The following is a 19,564-nucleotide window of genomic DNA, read 5'->3' as shown; positions in this document are numbered from 1 at the left end:
GTGACCAGCGCCTCCTTGTCGATCGCGTAGTTGATGGCCTGCCGCACTTCGCGGCTCTGCATCGGGCCCTCCTTCATGTTCAGAATCAGGAACCACAGGTGCGGCCCCGCTTCCTCGTAGACAGTGAACATGGCATCGTCGCGGAAAGTGCTGACATTATCCGGGGGTACCTCCACCATCATGTCGATACCGCCAGCCATCATTTCTGCCACACGGGTGTTGCCATCGGTGATCGGGCGGAAGATGACGGCTTCCAGATCAGGTGCGCCTTCCCAGTAGTTGTCATTGCGACTGACCGTGACCCGGGTATTGCTGACCCATTCCTCGAACTGGAAGGGTCCGGTGCCTGCCGGGGAGCGGCCGACATCCTCACCGTGCTCCATGACTGCGTCAGGCGAAATCAGCAGCCCGGTCGGATAAGCCAGGTTGGACAGGAACGGCGCAAAGGGTTCGGACAGGGTGAAGGTCACTTCATGGTCACCTGTGGCTTCCACGGTATCGACTTCACCGAAATAGAAGGCCAGCGGAAACGGACCCGTGTCGTGATAGGGATGATCCTCATCCAGCATGCGCTCGAAGTTGAACACTACCGCCTCTGCATTGAACGGAGTGCCATCGTGGAACTCGACGCCTTCACGCAGTTGGAAGGTGTAAACCAGGCCGTCATCGCTGACATCCCAGCTTTCGGCCAGGGCAGGCTCAACTTCGAGTGTGCCGTCCGCATAGCGAACAAGGCCGTCATAGATGTTGACCAGAATGCGGAAATCATTGACTGCGGTGACTGCATGCGGGTCCAGGGACTGGGGTTCGGCAATTTGCCCAACCACCAGCACATTGGGGGGCGTCTGTGCCCATGCAAGCGAGCTGACCAGGGCCAGCGCTGCGAGTGCGGTACGTTGAAGTTTTGTGCTCACGGCTTGGTGCCTCTCTGTTTTTCTTCTGATTTGTCCGGGCGGGAATGCCTGCAAACGGAGTCCTGCGATTGCAACTCGGCCAGACTGACCTGACCAGATTTATCATGATAAATAGTTAGACGCAATAGTATTTATAGTGATAAATTGTTTGAACAGTGCAGAGACAACCAACAAGAAGGTGATATGACCTATTCCATCATAGCCCATGATGCGGACTGCGGTGCCATGGGTGTGGCGACGGCGACTGGCAGTGTGGCCGTCGGCGGCTTCGTGACTCATGCAAGAATCGGAGCAGGGGTCATTGCCACCCAGGGTGCGTTTACCAACTGGCTGTATGGGGAGCGTGGCCTGAAGATGCTGGAAAACGGCTTCAACGCTGGTGCGGTGCGCGATGAGCTGATACGCATGGACGGCGGATCCGACTACCGTCAGGTGGTGGTGTGTGATCGCTGGGGTCAGACCGCGGGTCACACCGGGAGCGCCAATCTGGGGCAGATGGCGCACCATTGTGAAGATTATCTGGCCGTCGCCGGCAATATGCTGAGTGATGAAAAGGTGCTGCAGGTCATGCAGGACTGCTATCTCGACCATAACGAATTGCCCATGCATGAACGATTGCTGGCGGCTTTGCAGGCCGGCGAGGAGGCCGGCGGTGACTTTCGGGGTTCACACAGTGCATCGCTCAAGGTGCTGTACCCGGACCAGCCGCCGGTAGACCTGCGTGTGGACTGGGCCGATAAAGACTGTACGCTGGCGCTGGAAGCTGTTTATCAGAAAACCAGAACACCGGCATTTCAGGGTTTTCTGGCGGGTGTCCCTACCCCGACCGAGCCCGAAAAACGGGGTCAGGTCAGTGATCAGGAGGTGGATCAATGAGTTCTTTGGGTCAAGAAGCCATGTTATTGCTGGATCGGGCGGCCACCTTTTCCGAGCCGGGCCCGGGCGTAACCCGGGTGCTGGGTTCGGCTGAGCATCAGGCGCTGCTGGTGGAGATGCGCCGCTGGTTTGCTGACGCCGGGGCCGAGGTGTCTCTGGACGGCGCCGGAAATCTGGTCGGTCGCTGGGTCGGGTCGAATCCGAACGAGCGCACCCTGATCATCGGGTCTCATCAGGACACGGTGCGTCAGGGAGGTCGCTATGACGGCATCATGGGGGTGCTGCTGCCCCTGGTGGTGTTGCAGCGAAGGCACGCGGAAGGGCGCCCGCTGCCCTATCCGGTTGAGCTGGTGGCGTTCAGCGATGAAGAAGGCACCCGCTTCTCCTCTACTCTGGTGGGGTCTGCTGCCCTGGCTGGTACCTTTGATTCGGCATTGCTGCAGGCCACGGATGTCGAGGGTGTCACCATGGCGCAGGCGCTGCGGGATCTGGGCGCCGATCCGGCCAGTATCCCGGCGGCGGCGCGAGATCCGCAGCAGGTCTCCGGGTTTCTGGAGCTGCATATCGAGCAGGGTCCGCTACTGGAGGCGGAAAATCTGCCAGTCGGTATCGTGACCGCCATCACCGGCATCGAACGTCATGATCTGCGCATCATCGGCAAGGCGGGCCATGCCGGAACCACCCCCATGCATCTGCGCCGTGACGCCCTGGTGGGCGCCAGTGATGTGGTGCAGCTGCTCGATCAGTTGTGTCGGGATACCGAAGAACTGGTCGGGGTGGTGGGTCAGTTGAAGGTGATTCCGAACGCGGTCAATGTGATCCCCGGTGCGGTCGAAATGAGTCTTGAGCTGCGCTCGCCGCAAACGTCCATTCGCCGCCAGGCTCGGGACACCTTGCTGCAACAGATCGGTGTGGCTCTGCAGGTGCGCAACCTGGACTGGGAGCATCGGCTCAACTATGAGCAGACCGAGGTCAGTTGTTCGCCGCGCATTCAGTCGACCCTGGCTGCCGCGATAGAGGATCAGGGGCTTGAGACTCGTTATCTGTTCAGTGGCGCCGGCCATGATGGCCTTGCCATGGAGAGTCTCACCGACATCGGTATGCTTTTCATGCGCTGCACGGATGGCCTCAGTCATCACCCGGATGAAGCTGTGACGGTGGACGATTTGGAGGTAACCGCGCAGACACTGGATCGTTTCCTCGAGCGTTGGACGGAGGCGGCTCAGTGATCAGGCCTGATGCGCAGAGGTTGCTTGCCACGCTGCATGAATTGCTGCTGATCGACAGCCCGGTTGGTGATACTGCGGCGATAGAGGCCGACATGATGCAGCGCTTGGCCGCGTTCCCCTGTCGGATCAGTCAGGGGGCCAGAGGCAATATTTCTGCTGTATGGGGAGAGGGTGAGCCCCGAAGGGCCATCGCTGCCCATATGGATACACTCGGGGCCATGGTGCAGTCGGTGCGCGCCAATGGTCGACCGGAGCTGACCCCGCTGGGCACCTGGTCGGCGCGCTTCGCCGAGGGTGCGCGCGCCACGGTACGAACAACACAGGGCGAGATCCGGGGCACCATAGTGCCGCTGCTGGCGTCGGGACATGCCTACAATGACGATGTGGATCAGCAGCCCGTGGGATGGCATCAGGTTGAGCTTAGGCTGGATGCGCCAATAGCCAGTCGAGAAGATGCGGCCGCGCTGGGAGTGCAACCTGGCGACATCGTCTGTATCGATCCGCAGCCGGAACTTCTACCCAATGGCTATCTGGTCAGCCGGTTTCTGGACAACAAGGCGGCTCTGGCCTGTGTGCTGGAAGCGCTGCATGGACTTGAGGACGCCGGATTGACACCCGCCGTGCCGGTGTGTTTTGCGTTGACCAATGCCGAAGAAACCGGCCATGGGGCGGGCACCATGCTGCCCCGCTCGGTACAGGATCTGATCAGTGTCGATATTGCCCCGGTAGCGCCCAATCAGGCGAGTGACGAAAGGCGGGCGACATTGGGTTTCAAGGATGCCTCCGGACCACACAGTGCCGGGCTGCTGGCTCAACTTGAAGCTCTGGCAAAAGCGGCTGACATACCCCTGGTAAGAGATGTGTTTCGGTACTATCACAGCGATTGTTCCTCGGCGCTCAAGGCGGGCCATGATACGCGCACGGCCCTGCTGGGTTTTGGCACCGAGAGCACACACGGCTATGAGCGCACCCATACCGACAGCCTGCTCGCGGTTACCGGCTTGCTGATGGCCTGGCTGCTGTCTCCCGGGGCCGACTGACGGGAACCGTCAGGCGGTGTCACGAGCCAGATTGTTCAGCCAGGTCTCTCGACGCAGGTAGAGGCGCATGATGATCGCCTTGGCGATTTCGTCGGCGGCAAATCCGGCAAACACGCCCCACAGGCCGAACCCAAGATGGATACCCAGCAGATAGCTGAGCGGCAATCCGATCACGGCAAAACCCAGGGTGGTAATCACCATGGGTGCTTTGGTGTCACCTCCTGAGCGCAGTACGCCCGGTATGGTGATGGTCATGGCGGTGGCGAGGCTGTAGAGGCAACCGAAACCGACCATCCAGATGATGCGCGAACGGGTTTCCGGCGTGATGTCATACAACTGCAGATACCAGGGCGCCAGCAACCACAGGATCAGCCCCAGCAGGGGTAGCACGACGGACACCGAGCGCAGTCCGGCGCGCACATAGGCGCGCGCCCGGTGCCGATGATTGGCCCCCAGTGACTGTCCCACGGCAATCGCAATCGCCTGCTGATAGCCAGCGCCGGGCGCTAGCGAGAGACTGCGTATGATCAGTGCAATCAGGAAGGCCGCATAAGCCTCGGCCCCGACGTGATTGAACATCATGGCGTATACGAAGGCTGACCCCTGCCAGAGAAACCCGTCCAGCGACAGCGGATAGCCAATGTGCAACACCCGCCGCAGGCGCGTCCAGACCAGCCCGCGCAAATCACGCCATGACAGGGCCACCTGCTCGTGGCGCAGCAATGTGGCCAGCATCATCAGTGTCTGTCCGCACCAGGCGAGACTGGTGGCAATGGCCACACCGCGCAGCCCCATGGGTTCGAACAGCGGGCCGGTGAGTCCGGGTACTGCGCCGCCAAACAGGAAGATATAATTGCCGACAACATTGAATACATTGGCATAGAGGGCCAGGCGCATGGGTGTACGCGTGTCGCCGAGCGCCTGCAGCAGGTGCATGGCGATCTGGCCGGGCGCCATGAACAGCACGCCGACACTGATCACTGCCAGATATTCGTAGCCCAGTCCGGGCAGAGCGGAGCGCTGCTCGGGCGGCCGGAACAGGTCTGTTGTCAGCAGGCTCAGCAGCCATTCTCCGGCGAACAGGTACAGGGCACACAGCAGCAGCCCGATCAGGAAGCCGGCAATGATAAGGGTGGCTACGGTTTCTCTGAGCGCTTCCCTGTTGCGCGCGCCGCGAAACTGGGCCGTCATCACCGCGCCACCCTGAGTCAGTGCCGCATAACTGATAATGACAAAGAAGTTCAGTTGCAGGCAGATGCCGAGTGCCGCTATGGTCTGCTCGCCGAACTGTCCGACCATCAGATTGTCGACCACACCCGTCATCTGGAACAGGTAGATCTGCAGAATGATGGGCCACGCCAGGTTGAACAGTCGACTCTGCAGACGGGAGGGCTGGTCTGGGCGAAACGGCAAACGCACAGGATTCTCCGAAAAAGTGACAGTATGCCAGTGCCGGATAGACTCGGCCGGGCCCAGTGTGGGTGGAATTCGCGACCCGTTGGAGCCACATATTGCCTTGTGATACAGGTCTTGGCATGATGCGCGGGCATGGATGCGAGCAGTGCACCCGTCCGCGCTTGAGGAGAGTGAGTGAAAAACCCCAATTGCTTTACCCGGCCCCGGCCACTGGCGGCCCTGATCCCGTGTCTGCTGACATGCCTGCTTGCCTATCCCTCGACGGTGGGGGCCAATCCGGTTATCGCCGTTGACGAGGATGATCCGCCGGCTTTGTTCAATCGTCTGCAGTTGCGTGGGGGGGGTGTTGTCATTGCACCAGAGGAGGATCTGGTCGGTATCGGCTATCAACTGGGTCTGGCCGGTTACTGGATGCTGGCGCCCTGGGCCGCGCTGGAACTGGGTGGGCAGCATCAATCCGAGACGTTGACGTTCGAATCAGACAGCGAATATCGGGTGACCCAGCAAACCCTGCATTATGGTGGCAGGCTGCTGTGGCCAACGGAGCGTGTGATCTATGGCAGTGCCGCTGCCCGGTGGTATCGTGGGCGCTTGTCTGTCGATGACACGGGCAGCGAGTTTTCAGGGTTGCGGGTGGCCTACAACTGGTATGAAGCAGGTCTGCACGCAAAGCCGCAGCGTTCCGGCACCGAGGCCGGGATCACGCTGCGTTATTACGAGTGGGCCAACGACGATGACCAATGGACGGTGACCGGCGAATGGCTGCTCCCCGGGCGTGAGTGGTCATTGGGCCTCGATGGCGAGGTTGCCATTGACCAGGACTTTTTCCAGGTGGGCGTGTCCGCCAATCGCCGGTTCTGAGCGGTCATTCGATCCGGTTGCGAAAGGGCAGATAGGCATAACCACTGGCTTCCAGATAGCGGAGCAGTGATTCGCGGTCGATATCCTGCTGTTCCAGCCATTTTTCCAGATCGATATTCTGCTGTTCCAGGGTGCTGTTCAGCCTTTCTGCCAACTGCTGTGGTGGCTGCTGTAGTAATTGCTCAATGGTCACTGTCTGCTCCATGCATGCCGTCGGGATGACGCGTTGAGTTGAGGAGATTGAAACCTGAATGGCTTCAGCCTGCCGACAAGTTTAGCTGTTTTGCCGGGGCAAAATGTGAACCGGTCCATGGTTCAACAAAGCGGGGAACAGGAAAGGTCGGAAATGTGAGCAAGTGCACGAACAGGGAAACAAGCATTCTGCATGCCGGTTTCCCTGGTGTTGTGTCGTGATCAGGGCAAGGGCTGGTGACCGTACCAATGACTCTGGCGCACCAGTTGTGTCTGCATGTTCTGCAGTGCATCAGCGGCACTGGCATCACCTGTCAGTGCCCGATGGACATTCCTTTGAATGATCCGTGACACCAGCGGATACCCTCTGCCCGTTGCGCTGGCGGGGCGCGCTACACCGCCCTGAAAGACCTCTACCAACTGCTCGAACTGCGGGAACTCGGCCAGCAGGTCTGCGTCATCATACAAGGCAGGAATCGACGGATTGTAGCCCGAATCCAGTGCCCGCCGTTTTTGGCTTTCTTCATTGGTCAGGAACTTCACCAGATCAACGGCCAGGTCCACATTGTCAGAATGACGGGATACCGCAAGCTGCCAGCCACCCAGGCAGGCTGCCGAACCTGCCGGGCCACTCGGCAGCGGTGCAATACCGATGCGGCCGCGAATCGGGCTGTCTTCCTGTTGCCCTGTATTCCAGGCATAGGGCCAATTGCGCATAAAGACCGCGTCGCCGCGTTGGAAAATGGCTCGACTGTCTTCTTCCTTGTGCTGCACGGTCTCTGGCGGGCTGATGGAGCCTACCCATGAGGTTGCGAGTTCGAGTGCCTGTACGTTGCCCGGCTGATTAATGGTGATCGACAGGTCGGGCTCCACAAAGGTAGTGCCGGTGTAGCTGTGAAACCATTCGATAGCATCACACGTCAGCCCCTCATAGCTGTCGCCCTGCCAGACAAACCCCCAAAGGCTGTCGCCGCTCAAGCCGGAGGCCTCCTGTTGCATGATGAACCGGGATGTTTCGGTCAGCTCATCCCAGGTTTCCGGGACGCTTCTGCCATGGGCTTCCAGCAGGTCGGTTCGATAATAGAGCAGCCCGGTATCAATGAACCAGGGCAGGGCTATCAGCCGGTCCTGAATCGTGTTGTTTTCGATCAGACCCTCGAAGAACTCAGGGCTGTTGGCGTCCAGATAGGGTGTGAAGTCGACCAGGTCGTGGGCCAGCAACCCCGCCCAGACGACATCCAACTGATACACATCCAGATCGGGGGATTCGGAGCTGAGCAGATCCTGGTAAAGGTCCAGCCGTTCATTGGTGGCGTCGGGAAGCCGCAGTATTTCTACCGAGTGGCCGGTCATTTCTTCCCAAATCTGCACATCGGCCTGGCATTGTTCGAATTCGACCCCGACCGCCCCGCAGGCAATGGTCAGGGTAGTAGACTGGGCATTGGCCATACTGCCGGCAAGCAGTATCGACCCCGCTGCAAAAGCGGTCGAAAATAGTGTTTTGACTGTCATAGTAATACTCTGCTGCGCTGATCGTTTGCTCATCCTTGATGAGATGGACTTCCTGTCGTTTTTATTGTTGTCCAGTCGATATAGCAGGGTCTCTTAATCAGATTGTAACATACCTCGATGCCCTGCTTGCCTAGCAAGAGTCGCGCACGATGAGTCTTGCTTCGAGCACGATATCCCGGCTACGGTTGTTCAGCCCGAGCACCATGCGTGCGGCCTGCCGGCCCTTCTCGTGCTGTGGCTGATGAATCGTCGTAAGCGCCGGGCGTTGATAAGCTGCAGTGGGTATATCATCGAACCCGATGACCTTCAGGTCATCCGGTATCATCAGCCCCATGTCCTGCGCGGCGGCTACAGCACCCAGCGCCAGCCGATCGCTCATGCAGAGCAGCAACTCGGGTCGTGGCTCGCTCAGCAACGCTTCCCGGGCGGCCTGATAGCCCAGCTCATAGCGGCTTTCCGGCGCATTCCATATCCATTCTGGAGGCAGTTCCCGCCCCGCCTCACGCAAGGCGGACTGGTAGCCGTCAAGACGCCGCATGGAGACCGACTCCTCAGGGCTGTTCAGCGGCTGATCGGAGATACGGCCAATCTGGGAGGCCCCGTTCACCAGGCGCAATCCGATGATGGCAATCTGTCCATCGGTGCGGGTCAGTCCATGGCTGGCCGCCAGATGGGCGCCAGCGTAATTGTCGATGTTCAGGGAGCGCAGACCTTCCAGGTTGAAGTCGACGGTCACGGCAGGTTTGCGACGGGCCGTTACCTTGTCGAGAATTCGGGAATCCCGGGGTGGCCCGTAAATGATATAGCCATCAGCCAGACTGTCGAAACTCTGACCCATATAGAACTCGCTGCGACTGGGCAAGAGCAGCATGTTGATGTTCTGTTGGTCAAATACTTCGGACACACCATGCAGGAACCGGGTGGCTACCGGGTCTTCGAAGTTGTATTGCAGGCGATCAGCCAGTACCAGCCCGATGATGCCCGTCTGGCCCCGGCGCAGGCTGCGCGCAGTCGCATTGGGGCCCTGATAACCGAGTCTTTCCGCTTCCGCCAGAATTCGCTCACGAAGCTCTGAGGATAGCTGGTCAGGCCGGCTGAAGGCATTGGATACGGTAGCCGTTGACACGCCCAGCTCTCGCGCCAGGTCTTTTAGTGTCAGTCTCATTGTGTGTACCTGCACAGGATAGGCAGAACAGGGTGCCGCCTTCCTGGCGGCCCCTTTGTCTGCGTGTCGGCTGAACTGCTGCCGCTCCTTTTTATGTACACGTCGGAAGAAGCCCGGGGTATTTGTCGTTGTATCCCGGGCCTTCTGACGGTTCAGCCGCCCTTGACTGAGCCGGCCAGCATGCCGCGAACAAAGTAACGCTGCATCGAGATGAACACGAGCAACGGCACAATCATCGTGACAAAGGCACCACTGGTCAGAATCTCCCAGTTGTCGCCCCTTGAGCCCAACAGTTCGCGCAGTTGAGCCGTCAGTACCGTGCGGCCTTCACCCTGTCCGAGGAACACAATGGCGACCAGCAGATCATTCCAGACCCAGAGGAACTGGAAGATGGCGAAGGAAGCCAAAGCAGGCACGGACAGCGGCAGCACGATCGTGATGAAGATCTTGAAATGGGTAGCCCCGTCCATACGGGCTGATTCCATGATTTCACGCGGCAGTCCTGCCATGTAGTTGCGCAACAGATAGACGGCCAGAGGCAAACCAAAGCCGGTGTGCGCGAGCCAGACCCCGAGATAGGATCGGGGCTCCCAGCCCAAACTGCCCACCCAGGTCTGGCCCAGCCAGTTGTAGGTACTCAGTACCGGAATGAGGGCCATCTGCAGCGGGACCACCAGCAGGCCTACAATCGCGGCCAGGAAGAACGAACGTCCCCAGAAATTCATCCACGACAGGGCATAAGCCGCGAACGCCGCAATCAGTATGGGAATGAAGGTGGCCGGCAGGGTCACCGTCACCGAGTTCACAAACGCTCTGCCGATGCCTTCCGCTGCCAATACCCGTTCATAGTTGGCCATGGTAAAGCGCGGGGGAATGGCGGCGATGTAGAACAGGCGAATGCCCCTGGCATGCTCGAAGGGTTGCTCCGACAGCCAAACATAGCTGCCATCCTCGTTCACCGTCAGCCGCGAGCCATCGTCTTGCACCCAGGTGTCGCCCGCCTGAAACTCGTCCAGGTTGCGCCCGCCGGTGCCCCAGGAGACCACGGTCCGGCCCGAGTCTTCGCGGAAGAATTCGCCATCAATGCGAAATTGATTGTCGACTTCCACCTGTGAGTCGGCAGTGCCGGTTCGGTGGGCCGCGTTGCGTTCAGTCGCCACCAGGGCCGTCCACCAGCCCGACACGATCAACTGATCGGCATCGCGTACCGAACTGACCAGCAGGCCCGCGGTCGGCAGTGTCCAGAGCACAACAAAGGCCAGGACGATCAGGTGCTTGATACCGCTTGATACGGAAAATCTTTGTGCATTAATCATGGTCCAACCCTCAGCTCATTTCCTTGCGTGCCTGCCGGACGTTCCACCACATGATGGGCAGTACGGCAATCATGATGAACACGGCAACCGTACTGCCGCGCCCAAAGTCACCCGCTCGGAACATGATGTCGAACATCAGATTGGCGAGAACCTGCGTTTGCCACTGGCCATTGGTCATGGCCAGTACCACATCGAAGATCTTGAGCACCAGAACCGTGATGGTGGTCCAGACCACAACCACAGTACCCCAGACCTGAGGGACAACGATCTTGTAGAACATCTGAAAATCATTCGCCCCGTCCATGTTGGCGGCTTCAATGGTGTCTTCCGGCACACCTCGAATGGCGGCCCCCAGCAGGACCATGGCAAACCCGGTCTGAATCCAGACCATGATGGCCATCAACAGGAAGTTGTTCAGCGGTTGCACGGAAATCCATGCTTGCGGCTCACCGCCAAAGGCAACGATGACCGCGTTCAGCAGACCAATCTGCTGATCGGTACCACCACGATAGTCGTAGATGAAGCGCCAGATGACACTGGCACCCACAAACGAAATGGCCATGGGCAGAAATATCAGAGAGCGCGCAATGTTGCGCCACCACATCCGGTCAGTCAGATAAGCGATAACCAGACCGAACAGAGTGCTCAGTGTTGGCACGACAATCAGCCAAAGCAGATTGTTGCGCACGGAAATCTGGAAACCCCGATTGTTGAACGCCCAGGTGTAATTGGCCAGGCCGACAAAACCGGCACGGCTGTTCATGGACAACCACAGGGTATAGATCACGGGCACGACCAGGTACAGCGTGAGAATCAACAGGGCCGGGCCGATAAAGATCCAGGGTCTGATGGATTCCCGCAAATCGTCGCGACGTGAGCGGTCATCATCATCACGGATATGATCGCTGGAAAGTGTTCGGTCGAGCAAAACGTTCGAGCCGATAAAGAAAAGCGCGGACAGGCCTATGGCCAGTGCAATAGCCCACGCGGCCAGGATAAGTTGCTGAAGCACAGTAAGCCTCCGGGAACATTATTATTTATAGTGTTGGGGTCAGACTGCAGAGAACAGGCACTCCAGGGAATACACCCTGCGTTCCGTAGAACGCAGGGTGTATTGACGGTACGTTTCTGCTTGCCTAAACAGTCAGTGACTGCGGCTTACAGGTCGTCCCAGCTCCGCTGGATGTCATCAGCAATTTCCTGAGCAGAAGCGCCGCCGACAAAGTCGACCATGCCTGTCCAGAAAGTACCGGCACCGATGGCGGCGGGCATCATGTCAGATGCGTCGAAACGAACGGTATCAGCACCCAGCAGGATTTCACCCTGACGGCGCAGTACGTCGCTTGCGTACGCTTCTGTATTGGCACCCAGGTGAACAGTCAGGAACTCACCCTGAGCCATCCACAGTTCGTGTGCCAGCGGCGTCTGCAGGAACTGCATCAGTGCACGCGTGGCGTTGGAGTCACGAGTGATGGCCATCATGGTACCGGCAGACAGTACCGGATCACCCAGGTCTTTTCCGTCGTAGGAAGGCATGTAGAAGAAGTCTACGTCTTCTCCGACCACAACATCATCCGGGAAGAAAGCGGGGATGAAGTTGGCCTGACGGTGCATGAAAGCACGGGGCGGGATGTCGAACAGGGCCTGTGGCGCATCACGGAAGTCCGTGGTGGCTACAGCCTGCGGACCGCCGGCAACATAATCCGGGTTGCGAGCGAATTCACCGAAGAGTTCGATGGCTTCAATCACGCGCGGATCGTTGAACGGAATGTCGTTGGTAACCCAGCCGTCATAGACTTCCGGCTCGTGCAGACGCAGCATCAGATCTTCGATCCAGTCGGTACCCGGCCAGCCGGTGGCGGCACCTGAACCCAGACCAATGGTCCACGGAGTTTCACCGTCGGCGACCATCTGATCACTCAGGGCGATCATTTCTTCCATGCTGGTGGGCACTTCATAGCCGTAGTCTTCGAAGTTGTCCGGTACGTACCAGACCAGTGACTTCAGATCGACCCGGTACATGACGCCGTAGAAGTCTTCTTCACCAGAGCTGTTCTCGAAGGTACCGAGATCGGCCCAGCCGTCACCGTCGGAGAAGTTCTCCCGGACCCAGTCAGCAGCATCGCTGCCCAGGGGTACCAGCAGGTCCTGACGGGCCAGATCTTCAGCCAGACCAGGCTGCGGGAAGATGGCCATGTTCGGCGGGCTGCCAGCCTGCGTATCTACCTGGATCTGCTGCTCGAAGCTGTCAGAGCCGGAGTAGTCGACATTGGCGCCGGTGGCGTCTTCAAAGTAGGCCAGTACGCGGCGAATGGAATCCTGCTCACCACCCAGCCAGGGGCCGGTGATGGTCACGGTCTGACCAGACAGGTCCAGATTCTCGAATTCCTCAAGCCAATCCCAGCTAAAGGGGCCTTCGCCGATGGGGAAGTGCAGGTCTTGAGCCATTGCACCCGTTGCCAGTGCGGCGGATGTGATTGCAACTGCGAGCGTTCTCTTCTTTATCATTGTTGTGTTCCTGTTGTGTTTGTATGTGAACCAACATGTAACTGCTGACTGGCCAGCCGACAGCGTGGGCAAGCCGTCACCAGCCGACATGGTTTCTGCTTGTCGCAGCAGAAACTGTCCTGAATCATCTTAAACGATTAAGAAGCGGTCTGCTAAATTCGCAAACCGCTTTTTTTAGAATGATTTCTTATAAAAAAGAAGCTTAATCATTACTAAAGCCGGTGTAAGCGCTTGCCTTCCGTCGATAACCGCAGTCTTCCTGAAATATGCTAATCTGTGCCAAACAGTCGCAAGGACCATGCTATGGCGCACAGCATGACCGGGTTTGCCAGAGTCACTGGCCAGTTGGCCGGCAGCCCGTTGTCGATAGAAATCAGGACGGTCAATCATCGGTATCTGGAAGTCACCCCTCGGGTGCCAGAAGCACTGCGCGTTGCGGAGCCGTGGCTGCGCGAGGCGGCGCGCCAACGCCTTGCTCGTGGCAAGGTGGATGTGGTGGTGCGCTGGCAGCAGGAAGGTGGTCCTGCCAGCGACATCACGGTCAATCTGCCTCGCCTGCAGGCGTTGCGTGTGGCCCTGGATGAAGTGGCAAAGGCGGTGCCCGGAGGCCGGGAGCCGGATGTCGCGACCTTGCTCGCCTGGCCGGGCGTGCTGGCGGAGCCGGCTCTGGAAGATGACGATCTGTACCGCATTGTGCAGCCGCTTTTCACTCAGGCGCTGGACGACCTGCAGGCACATCGGGAGCGCGAGGGTGATGCACTGGCCCGGTCGATCGAGCAACGCCTGGATGACATAGACGCCATAGTGAGTGACTTGCGTGCCGGTTCAGCCAACCTGCAGCAGCACCTGTCAGATCGTCTGCAGGAGCGCCTGGCCAGACTGCAGGCAGAGGTGGACCCGGACCGGCTGCAACAGGAGATTGCGCTGTTGTTGCAGAAGTCGGATGTGGCGGAAGAAATCGATCGCCTGGCCGCACATGTGGCGGAGACGCGGAAAGTGCTTGCCCGGCAGGAGCCCATTGGCCGCCGTCTGGACTTTCTGATGCAGGAGTTCAATCGTGAAGCAAATACCCTGGCCTCAAAGGCCAGCCAATCAGCCTTTACACAGTCTGCCATTGCTCTGAAAGTGCTGATCGAACAGATGCGCGAGCAGATCCAGAACATCGAATAACGGGTGAGGAGCCCTGAACATGACCGCAACCCCTGATGCCCGCGGCATTTTGTATATTGTGTCGGCGCCCTCTGGTGCCGGCAAGAGCAGTCTGGTCAATGCCCTGATCAAGCGGCTGCCCTTTGTTTTTCTGTCCATATCGCACACCACTCGACCGATGCGCCCCGGAGAGACTCAGGGTGAGCATTATCATTTTGTGGATACTGCTGCCTTTGAACAGCAGGTCGAGCGTGGCGATTTTCTGGAGCATGCGCAGGTGTTCGACAACTACTATGGCACCTCGCGCAGCTATGTCGAACGCCAGCTTGACCAGGGGCACGACGTTATTCTGGAGATAGACTGGCAAGGTGCGGAGCAGGTACGAGCACAGATGTCGGAAGCACAGAGTGTCTTCATTCTGCCACCGTCGCTCGAGGCATTGCAGGAGCGTCTGCAGAAGCGGGCTCAGGACAGTGAAGAGGTCATCGCGCGGCGCATGCGCGATGCGCGCAGCGAGATGTCGCATTTTGCCGAGTATGATTACCTGATCATCAATGACGACTTCTACAAGGCACTGGATGAGCTCTGTGCCATCTTTACTGCACAACGCATGCGTACGCCCATGCAGCAGCGTCTGCGAGGTGATCTGCTGCAGTCTCTGATGGCATGAAGCCTTGTCAGGAGGTTACACTGCGCAACAGTTCTGTGTTGAGCGCGCCGCCCCGTTCGGGTATCATTCCGCTCCCGTTGAACATCCCCCGATATTGAAGGTAGATCCGCATGGCACGAGTAACTGTTGAAGATTGCCTGCAACACGTCGACAACCGTTTCGAACTGATCATGGTCGCTTCGCGCCGTGCCCGGCAGTTGGCCAATCAGGGCGCTGACGCCCGTGTGGCCGAAGACAATGACAAACCGACTGTAGTCGCTCTGCGGGAACTGGCAGACAACAAGATTTCGGTCGACGAGATCATGTCTGCTCCGGTAGAGGAATAGCCCTTCGCTTCGCCTGCGGGCGCATGGATACAGACACAACCGGCAGGAAAAGGCGCAATGTCTCGCAGGATATTGCGCCTTTTTTGCATCTGATGATGGTGGATTCGATTGTGGCGACGGTACAGAGTCTCTAGAATCAGAGACTCATGACGGCCTTGCCGGACGGAAACCAGAGTGCCCACTGTAGAAGCATTAGCCGAAAGTCTTGAAAGTTACCTGTCCCCGGAAAAGATAAATCGGGTGCGGCGCGCCTACTATTTCGCCGAGCAGGCGCATTACGGCCAGAAGCGCGCCAGCAACGAGCCCTATATCATCCACCCTCTGGCGGTCGCCAACATCCTGGCCCGAATGCACATGGACCATCAAAGCCTGATGGCAGCCATGCTGCACGATGTGCTGGAAGACACCCCCATGACCCGCGAAGCCATGGCTGTTCAGTTTGGCGATGGCGTGGCCAGCCTGGTGGACGGGGTGTCCAAGCTGACGCACCTGGAGTTTGAAGACAAGCGCCATGAAATGGCCGAAAATTTCCAGAAGATGGCCATGGCGATGGCCAAGGATCTGCGGGTTATTCTGGTCAAGTTGGCAGACCGGCTGCACAACATGCGCACTCTGGCGCCACTGAAACCGGAAAAGAAGAAACGCATCGCCCAGGAAACGCTCGATATCTACGCCCCCATAGCCCAGCGTCTGGGTATCAATGACATTCGCCTCGAACTCGAGAATCTCGCCTTTGCGGCGCTCTACCCGATGCGGGCACGCTGCATTTCCGCGGCCATCACCAAGGCCAAGGGCAATCGCAAGGAGATCGTGGAACAGGTCGAAACGGCGCTGGCCAAGCGGATGACTGAATTCGGCATCGACGGGGTGGAAGTCTATGGCCGGGAAAAGCATCTCTACGGCATTTATTTGAAGATGCTGGAGCAGCACAAGTCATTCCGCGAAATCATGGATGTGTATGCCTTCCGGATCGTGGCTGATTCGGTAGAGGACTGTTACAAGGCGCTGGGTGCGGTACACAGCCTGTTCAAACCCGTGTTCAAGCGCTTCAAGGACTATATTGCGGTACCCAAGGTGAATGGGTACCAGAGCATTCATACCACCGTCATCGGTTACAACGGCATTCATATTGAAGTGCAGATTCGCACCCGGGACATGGATGCCATGGCCAATCACGGCATTGCCGCCCACTGGCTGTACAAGGAAAACGATTCGCAGAACCCCACGCCGGCACAGGCGCGGGCACGCCGCTGGATCAATGGCCTGCTGGAGATTCAGCAGCAGGCCAACAGCAGCATAGAGTTCATTGAGCACGTCAAGGTCGACCTGTTCCCCGACGAGATCTATGTATTCACTCCAAAGGGGCGCATCATGGAGCTGCCTCGCGGCGCCACGCCGGTCGACTTTGCCTATGCGGTGCATACCGATATTGGCAACAGTTGCGTGGGCTGCCTGGTCAACCGCAAGTACTGGCCGCTCAGCCAGCCGCTGGAAAGTGGCGATTCGGTCAAGGTCATCACCACCAAGACCGCACGACCCAATACTGCCTGGCTGAATTTTGTCGTGACCGGCAAGGCCAAGAGCGCCATCCGGCACTATCTGAAAAGTGTGCATCGTGAAGAGTCCGAAGACATCGGGCGCAAGCTGCTGCTCAAATCCTTGCAGCAGTTCGGCTTGTCTTTTGAGCGGGTGACGGGTGCGCAATGGGATCAACTGCTGGCCGACCTGGAGCTGCCCTCGATGGAGGTGCTCTATCAGGACATCGGTCTGGGTACCCGCCTGGGCTATGTGGTCGCCAAGCGACTTGCGCAGCAACTGAACCACATCACACCAGAGGGCGCCGCCGAGCACAAGGCGTCTCCGGTGGCGCTGAAAGGCACCGAAAAACTGATCCTCAACTATGCCCGCTGCTGCTCGCCCATTCCCGGAGATCCCATTGTGGGCATCATCACCAAGGGCAAGGGGCTGGTCATCCACCGGGAAAACTGCAAGAACATCGCAGAGTTCCGAGGTGACCACCAGCGGTGCGTGCATCTTGAGTGGGATGAAGACATGGGGGGCGACTTCCATGCCGATCTGCGCATCATCGTGCACAGTCAGCGCGGCGTGCTGGCCAATGTGGCCTCGACAATCGCTACCGCCGGTTCAAACATCGAAACCGTCAACATGGAAGAAAAGGACGCGGTCGTGAGCCAGATTCAGGTCAGCGTCAACGTGAATGACCGGAAGCATCTGGCTCAGGTCATTCGCCGTCTGCGGCGCCTCACCGAGGTGGTGCGGGTCTACCGCATTCGCCGCTAGTGGCCACTAGAGCGCCTCGTCGCCTGTTTCCCCGGTGCGAATGCGCAGAACCTGCTCCAGAGTGCTGACCCAGATCTTGCCGTCACCAATCTTGCCGGTATTGGCGGCCTTGGTAATGGCTTCTATGACAGTATCCAGCGTGTCTTCTGCCACAGCGATTTCCACTTTGACCTTGGGCAGAAAATCCACCACATACTCGGCGCCCCGATAAAGCTCGGTATGGCCCTTTTGGCGCCCGAAGCCCTTGACCTCGGTGACCGTAATGCCCTGGACTCCGATATCGGACAATGACTCACGAACATCATCGAGTTTGAACGGTTTGATTATCGCGGTGACAAGTTTCATCAAAGACTCCTGATGGGTGGTTCCTCTGATAAAGGTACCACCGAGCCCTTGGCGCGCACAATCGGCGGTGCAATAGACGACGCGCAAAAACGAGAAAAGGCACCCCGTGGGGTGCCTTTTTTTCAGATCGCTGTGTAACGAGTGTTGTCTGTCAGCGGGTACTTACTTACCTGAGGAGGTGAACTCCGGGTAAGCTTCCATACCGCACTCGGCGAGATCGACACCTTCGTACTCGACGTCTTCAGCAACCCGGATGCCCATGATCAGCTTCAGGGCGAACCAGACGATCAGGGAAGCAACGAAGACCCAGCCGAAGATGGCACCAATGCCGATCAACTGACTGGTCAGGCTGGCACCACCGAAGGTGACGGCCAGGATCCCCCAGATACCGGCGCTGCCGTGTACGGAGATGGCACCGACCGGATCGTCGATCTTCAGCTTGTCCAACGCCACGATGGACAGCACGACCAGGATGCCGCCGACGCCGCCGATCAGGGTAGCCACCAGCGGAGTTGACCACTCAGGACCTGCGGTGATGGACACCAGGCCAGCCAGGGCGCCGTTCAGGATCATGGTCAGGTCGGCCTTCTTGAACATCAGGCGTGACAGGATCAGTGCCGTCATGGCACCACCAGAGGCGGCCATGTTGGTGTTCATGAACACCACAGCCACTTCGTTGGCGGTGTCCGAGGCCGCTGTGGCCAGCACAGAACCACCGTTGAAACCGAACCAGCCCATCCACAGGATGAAGGTACCCAGCGTGGCCAGCGGCAGGTTGGCACCTGGGATCGCGTTGATCTGACCATCTTTGCCATACTTGCCTTTACGAGGACCAAGCACGATGACACCGGCCAGAGCTGCAGCAGCACCCGCCATGTGCACGATACCGGAACCGGCAAAGTCGGCATAACCCAGTTCGTCCAGGAAGCCGCCGCCCCAGCTCCAGGCACCCTGAATCGGGTAGATGAAGCCGGTCATGACGACTGCGAAGGCCAGGAAGGCCCACAGCTTCATGCGCTCAGCGACCGCACCGGAGACGATGGACATGGCGGTAGCCACGAACACGACCTGGAAGAAGAAGTCTGCAGACGGTGCAAACGTAGCCTCTGCTTCGTATTCGAAGCCGGCTTCAACACCGGAACCAGTGATGCCGGCCAGGAAGAGACCACCGCCATACATGAGCTGGTAACCTACCACCATGTACATGATGCTGGCGATCGCGAACAGTGAAAAGTTCTTGGTCAGAATTTCAGTGGTGTTCTTGGCGCGCACCAGGCCGGACTCCAGCATGGCAAAGCCGGCGGCCATCCACATGACCAGAGCACCACAGATCAGAAAGTAGAACGTATCCAGGGCGTACTGGACTTCAAACACAGTTTCTAAGGCTTCCATTGTTATCGTACCCCCTTGGCTTAAATAGCGTCTTTACCGGTTTCACCGGTACGAATGCGGATGGCCTGCTCCAGTACAGAGACAAAGATTTTGCCGTCTCCGATCTTGCCGGTGTTGGCCGCCTTGGTAATGGCTTCAAGGACCTGATCCAGAGAGCTGTCATCGACAGCAATCTCAACCTTGACCTTGGGCAGGAAATCCACGACGTATTCCGCGCCGCGGTACAGTTCCGTGTGACCTTTCTGACGCCCGAAGCCTTTGACTTCGGTCACGGTAATGCCTTGCACCCCAATGTCAGACAGGGCTTCACGCACATCGTCAAGCTTGAAAGGCTTGATTATCGCAGTGACCA

19 protein-coding genes are annotated in these 19,564 nt (G+C 58.5%); 8 read left to right on the top strand and 11 right to left on the bottom strand.

Translation table 11 applies throughout. The features are described from left to right. The coding region (locus LAT62_RS11040) for an ABC transporter substrate-binding protein (protein ID WP_293383441.1) at positions 1-914 on the bottom strand (914 nt) is incomplete at its 3' end. A 183-nt stretch (positions 915-1,097) separates the two neighbouring features. Between LAT62_RS11040 and LAT62_RS11035 the strand changes: the two genes are divergently transcribed. Genes LAT62_RS11035 through LAT62_RS11025 form a run of 3 tightly spaced genes read left to right on the top strand, consistent with a single transcriptional unit; the run spans position 1,098 to position 4,059 of the window. Beyond that, positions 1,098-1,790, top strand: coding sequence for a DUF1028 domain-containing protein (locus LAT62_RS11035; RefSeq protein ID WP_293383438.1), 693 nt, complete (start codon positions 1,098-1,100; stop codon positions 1,788-1,790). After that, positions 1,787-3,019 (top strand): M20 family metallo-hydrolase, encoded by a 1,233-nt coding sequence (locus LAT62_RS11030; protein ID WP_293383435.1) that lies wholly within the window; start codon positions 1,787-1,789, stop codon positions 3,017-3,019. Before LAT62_RS11035 ends, LAT62_RS11030 begins: the two co-directional genes overlap by 4 nt. Continuing rightward, positions 3,016-4,059, top strand: a complete 1,044-nt coding sequence (locus LAT62_RS11025) for a M20/M25/M40 family metallo-hydrolase (protein ID WP_293383432.1) — start codon at positions 3,016-3,018, stop codon at positions 4,057-4,059. Before LAT62_RS11030 ends, LAT62_RS11025 begins: the two co-directional genes overlap by 4 nt. 9 nt (positions 4,060-4,068) lie before the next feature. Here the strand turns inward: LAT62_RS11025 and LAT62_RS11020 are convergent, their stop codons facing one another. Next, complete coding sequence (locus LAT62_RS11020; protein WP_293383429.1) at positions 4,069-5,472, bottom strand: MATE family efflux transporter; 1,404 nt, start codon at positions 5,470-5,472, stop codon at positions 4,069-4,071. Between the two features lie 177 nt (positions 5,473-5,649). Between LAT62_RS11020 and LAT62_RS11015 the strand changes: the two genes are divergently transcribed. Further along, positions 5,650-6,336, top strand: a complete 687-nt coding sequence (locus LAT62_RS11015; RefSeq protein WP_293383425.1) for a hypothetical protein — start codon at positions 5,650-5,652, stop codon at positions 6,334-6,336. Positions 6,337-6,340: 4 nt separating this feature from the next. On the opposite strand, the gene LAT62_RS11010 is transcribed toward LAT62_RS11015, so the two are convergent. The 6 genes from LAT62_RS11010 to LAT62_RS10985 form a co-directional block, all read right to left on the bottom strand. Then, complete coding sequence (locus tag LAT62_RS11010; protein ID WP_293383422.1) at positions 6,341-6,529, bottom strand: hypothetical protein; 189 nt, start codon at positions 6,527-6,529, stop codon at positions 6,341-6,343. 221 nt (positions 6,530-6,750) lie between these two features. Next, complete coding sequence (locus LAT62_RS11005; RefSeq protein ID WP_293383418.1) at positions 6,751-8,040, bottom strand: ABC transporter substrate-binding protein; 1,290 nt, start codon at positions 8,038-8,040, stop codon at positions 6,751-6,753. Between the two features lie 130 nt (positions 8,041-8,170). After that, positions 8,171-9,205 carry a LacI family DNA-binding transcriptional regulator gene (locus LAT62_RS11000; protein WP_293383415.1) on the bottom strand — a complete coding sequence of 345 codons (1,035 nt, stop codon included), beginning with the start codon at positions 9,203-9,205 and terminating at the stop codon, positions 8,171-8,173. A gap of 152 nt (positions 9,206-9,357) precedes the next feature. Further along, positions 9,358-10,521 carry a carbohydrate ABC transporter permease gene (locus tag LAT62_RS10995; protein ID WP_293383412.1) on the bottom strand — a complete coding sequence of 388 codons (1,164 nt, stop codon included), beginning with the start codon at positions 10,519-10,521 and terminating at the stop codon, positions 9,358-9,360. Positions 10,522-10,531: 10 nt separating this feature from the next. After that, complete coding sequence (locus LAT62_RS10990; RefSeq protein ID WP_293383409.1) at positions 10,532-11,533, bottom strand: carbohydrate ABC transporter permease; 1,002 nt, start codon at positions 11,531-11,533, stop codon at positions 10,532-10,534. 146 nt (positions 11,534-11,679) lie between these two features. Continuing rightward, entirely contained in the window at positions 11,680-12,969 is a 1,290-nt protein-coding gene (locus LAT62_RS10985; RefSeq protein WP_293383406.1) for an ABC transporter substrate-binding protein, read from the bottom strand. A gap of 363 nt (positions 12,970-13,332) precedes the next feature. On the opposite strand from LAT62_RS10985, the gene LAT62_RS10980 reads away from it, so the two are divergent. From LAT62_RS10980 to LAT62_RS10965, 4 genes are all read left to right on the top strand, one after another. Further along, the gene (locus LAT62_RS10980; protein ID WP_293383403.1) at positions 13,333-14,199 is read left to right on the top strand and encodes a YicC/YloC family endoribonuclease; all 867 of its coding nucleotides are present in this window, start codon (positions 13,333-13,335) and stop codon (positions 14,197-14,199) included. A 19-nt stretch (positions 14,200-14,218) separates the two neighbouring features. Further along, entirely contained in the window at positions 14,219-14,848 is a 630-nt protein-coding gene (gene gmk, locus LAT62_RS10975; RefSeq protein ID WP_293383400.1) for a guanylate kinase, read from the top strand. A 110-nt stretch (positions 14,849-14,958) separates the two neighbouring features. Then, entirely contained in the window at positions 14,959-15,174 is a 216-nt protein-coding gene (gene rpoZ, locus LAT62_RS10970) for a DNA-directed RNA polymerase subunit omega (protein WP_293383397.1), read from the top strand. Between the two features lie 174 nt (positions 15,175-15,348). Then, positions 15,349-17,475 (top strand): RelA/SpoT family protein, encoded by a 2,127-nt coding sequence (locus tag LAT62_RS10965; RefSeq protein WP_293383394.1) that lies wholly within the window; start codon positions 15,349-15,351, stop codon positions 17,473-17,475. A 6-nt stretch (positions 17,476-17,481) separates the two neighbouring features. On the opposite strand, the gene glnK is transcribed toward LAT62_RS10965, so the two are convergent. The 3 genes from glnK to LAT62_RS10950 all read right to left on the bottom strand — a co-directional run. Next, positions 17,482-17,820 (bottom strand): P-II family nitrogen regulator, encoded by a 339-nt coding sequence (gene glnK, locus LAT62_RS10960; RefSeq protein WP_293383391.1) that lies wholly within the window; start codon positions 17,818-17,820, stop codon positions 17,482-17,484. 162 nt (positions 17,821-17,982) lie between these two features. Further along, a complete protein-coding gene (locus LAT62_RS10955) occupies positions 17,983-19,212 on the bottom strand; it encodes an ammonium transporter (protein WP_293383388.1) in 1,230 nt (409 codons plus the stop codon). Positions 19,213-19,232: 20 nt separating this feature from the next. Then, the coding region (locus tag LAT62_RS10950; protein ID WP_293383385.1) for a P-II family nitrogen regulator at positions 19,233-19,564 on the bottom strand (332 nt) is incomplete at its 5' end.

The sequence above is a fragment of the Natronospirillum sp. genome, assembly GCF_022565775.1.
GTDB lineage: Bacteria > Pseudomonadota > Gammaproteobacteria > Pseudomonadales > Natronospirillaceae > Natronospirillum.
This window is presented reverse-complemented; position numbering and strand designations above follow the sequence as displayed.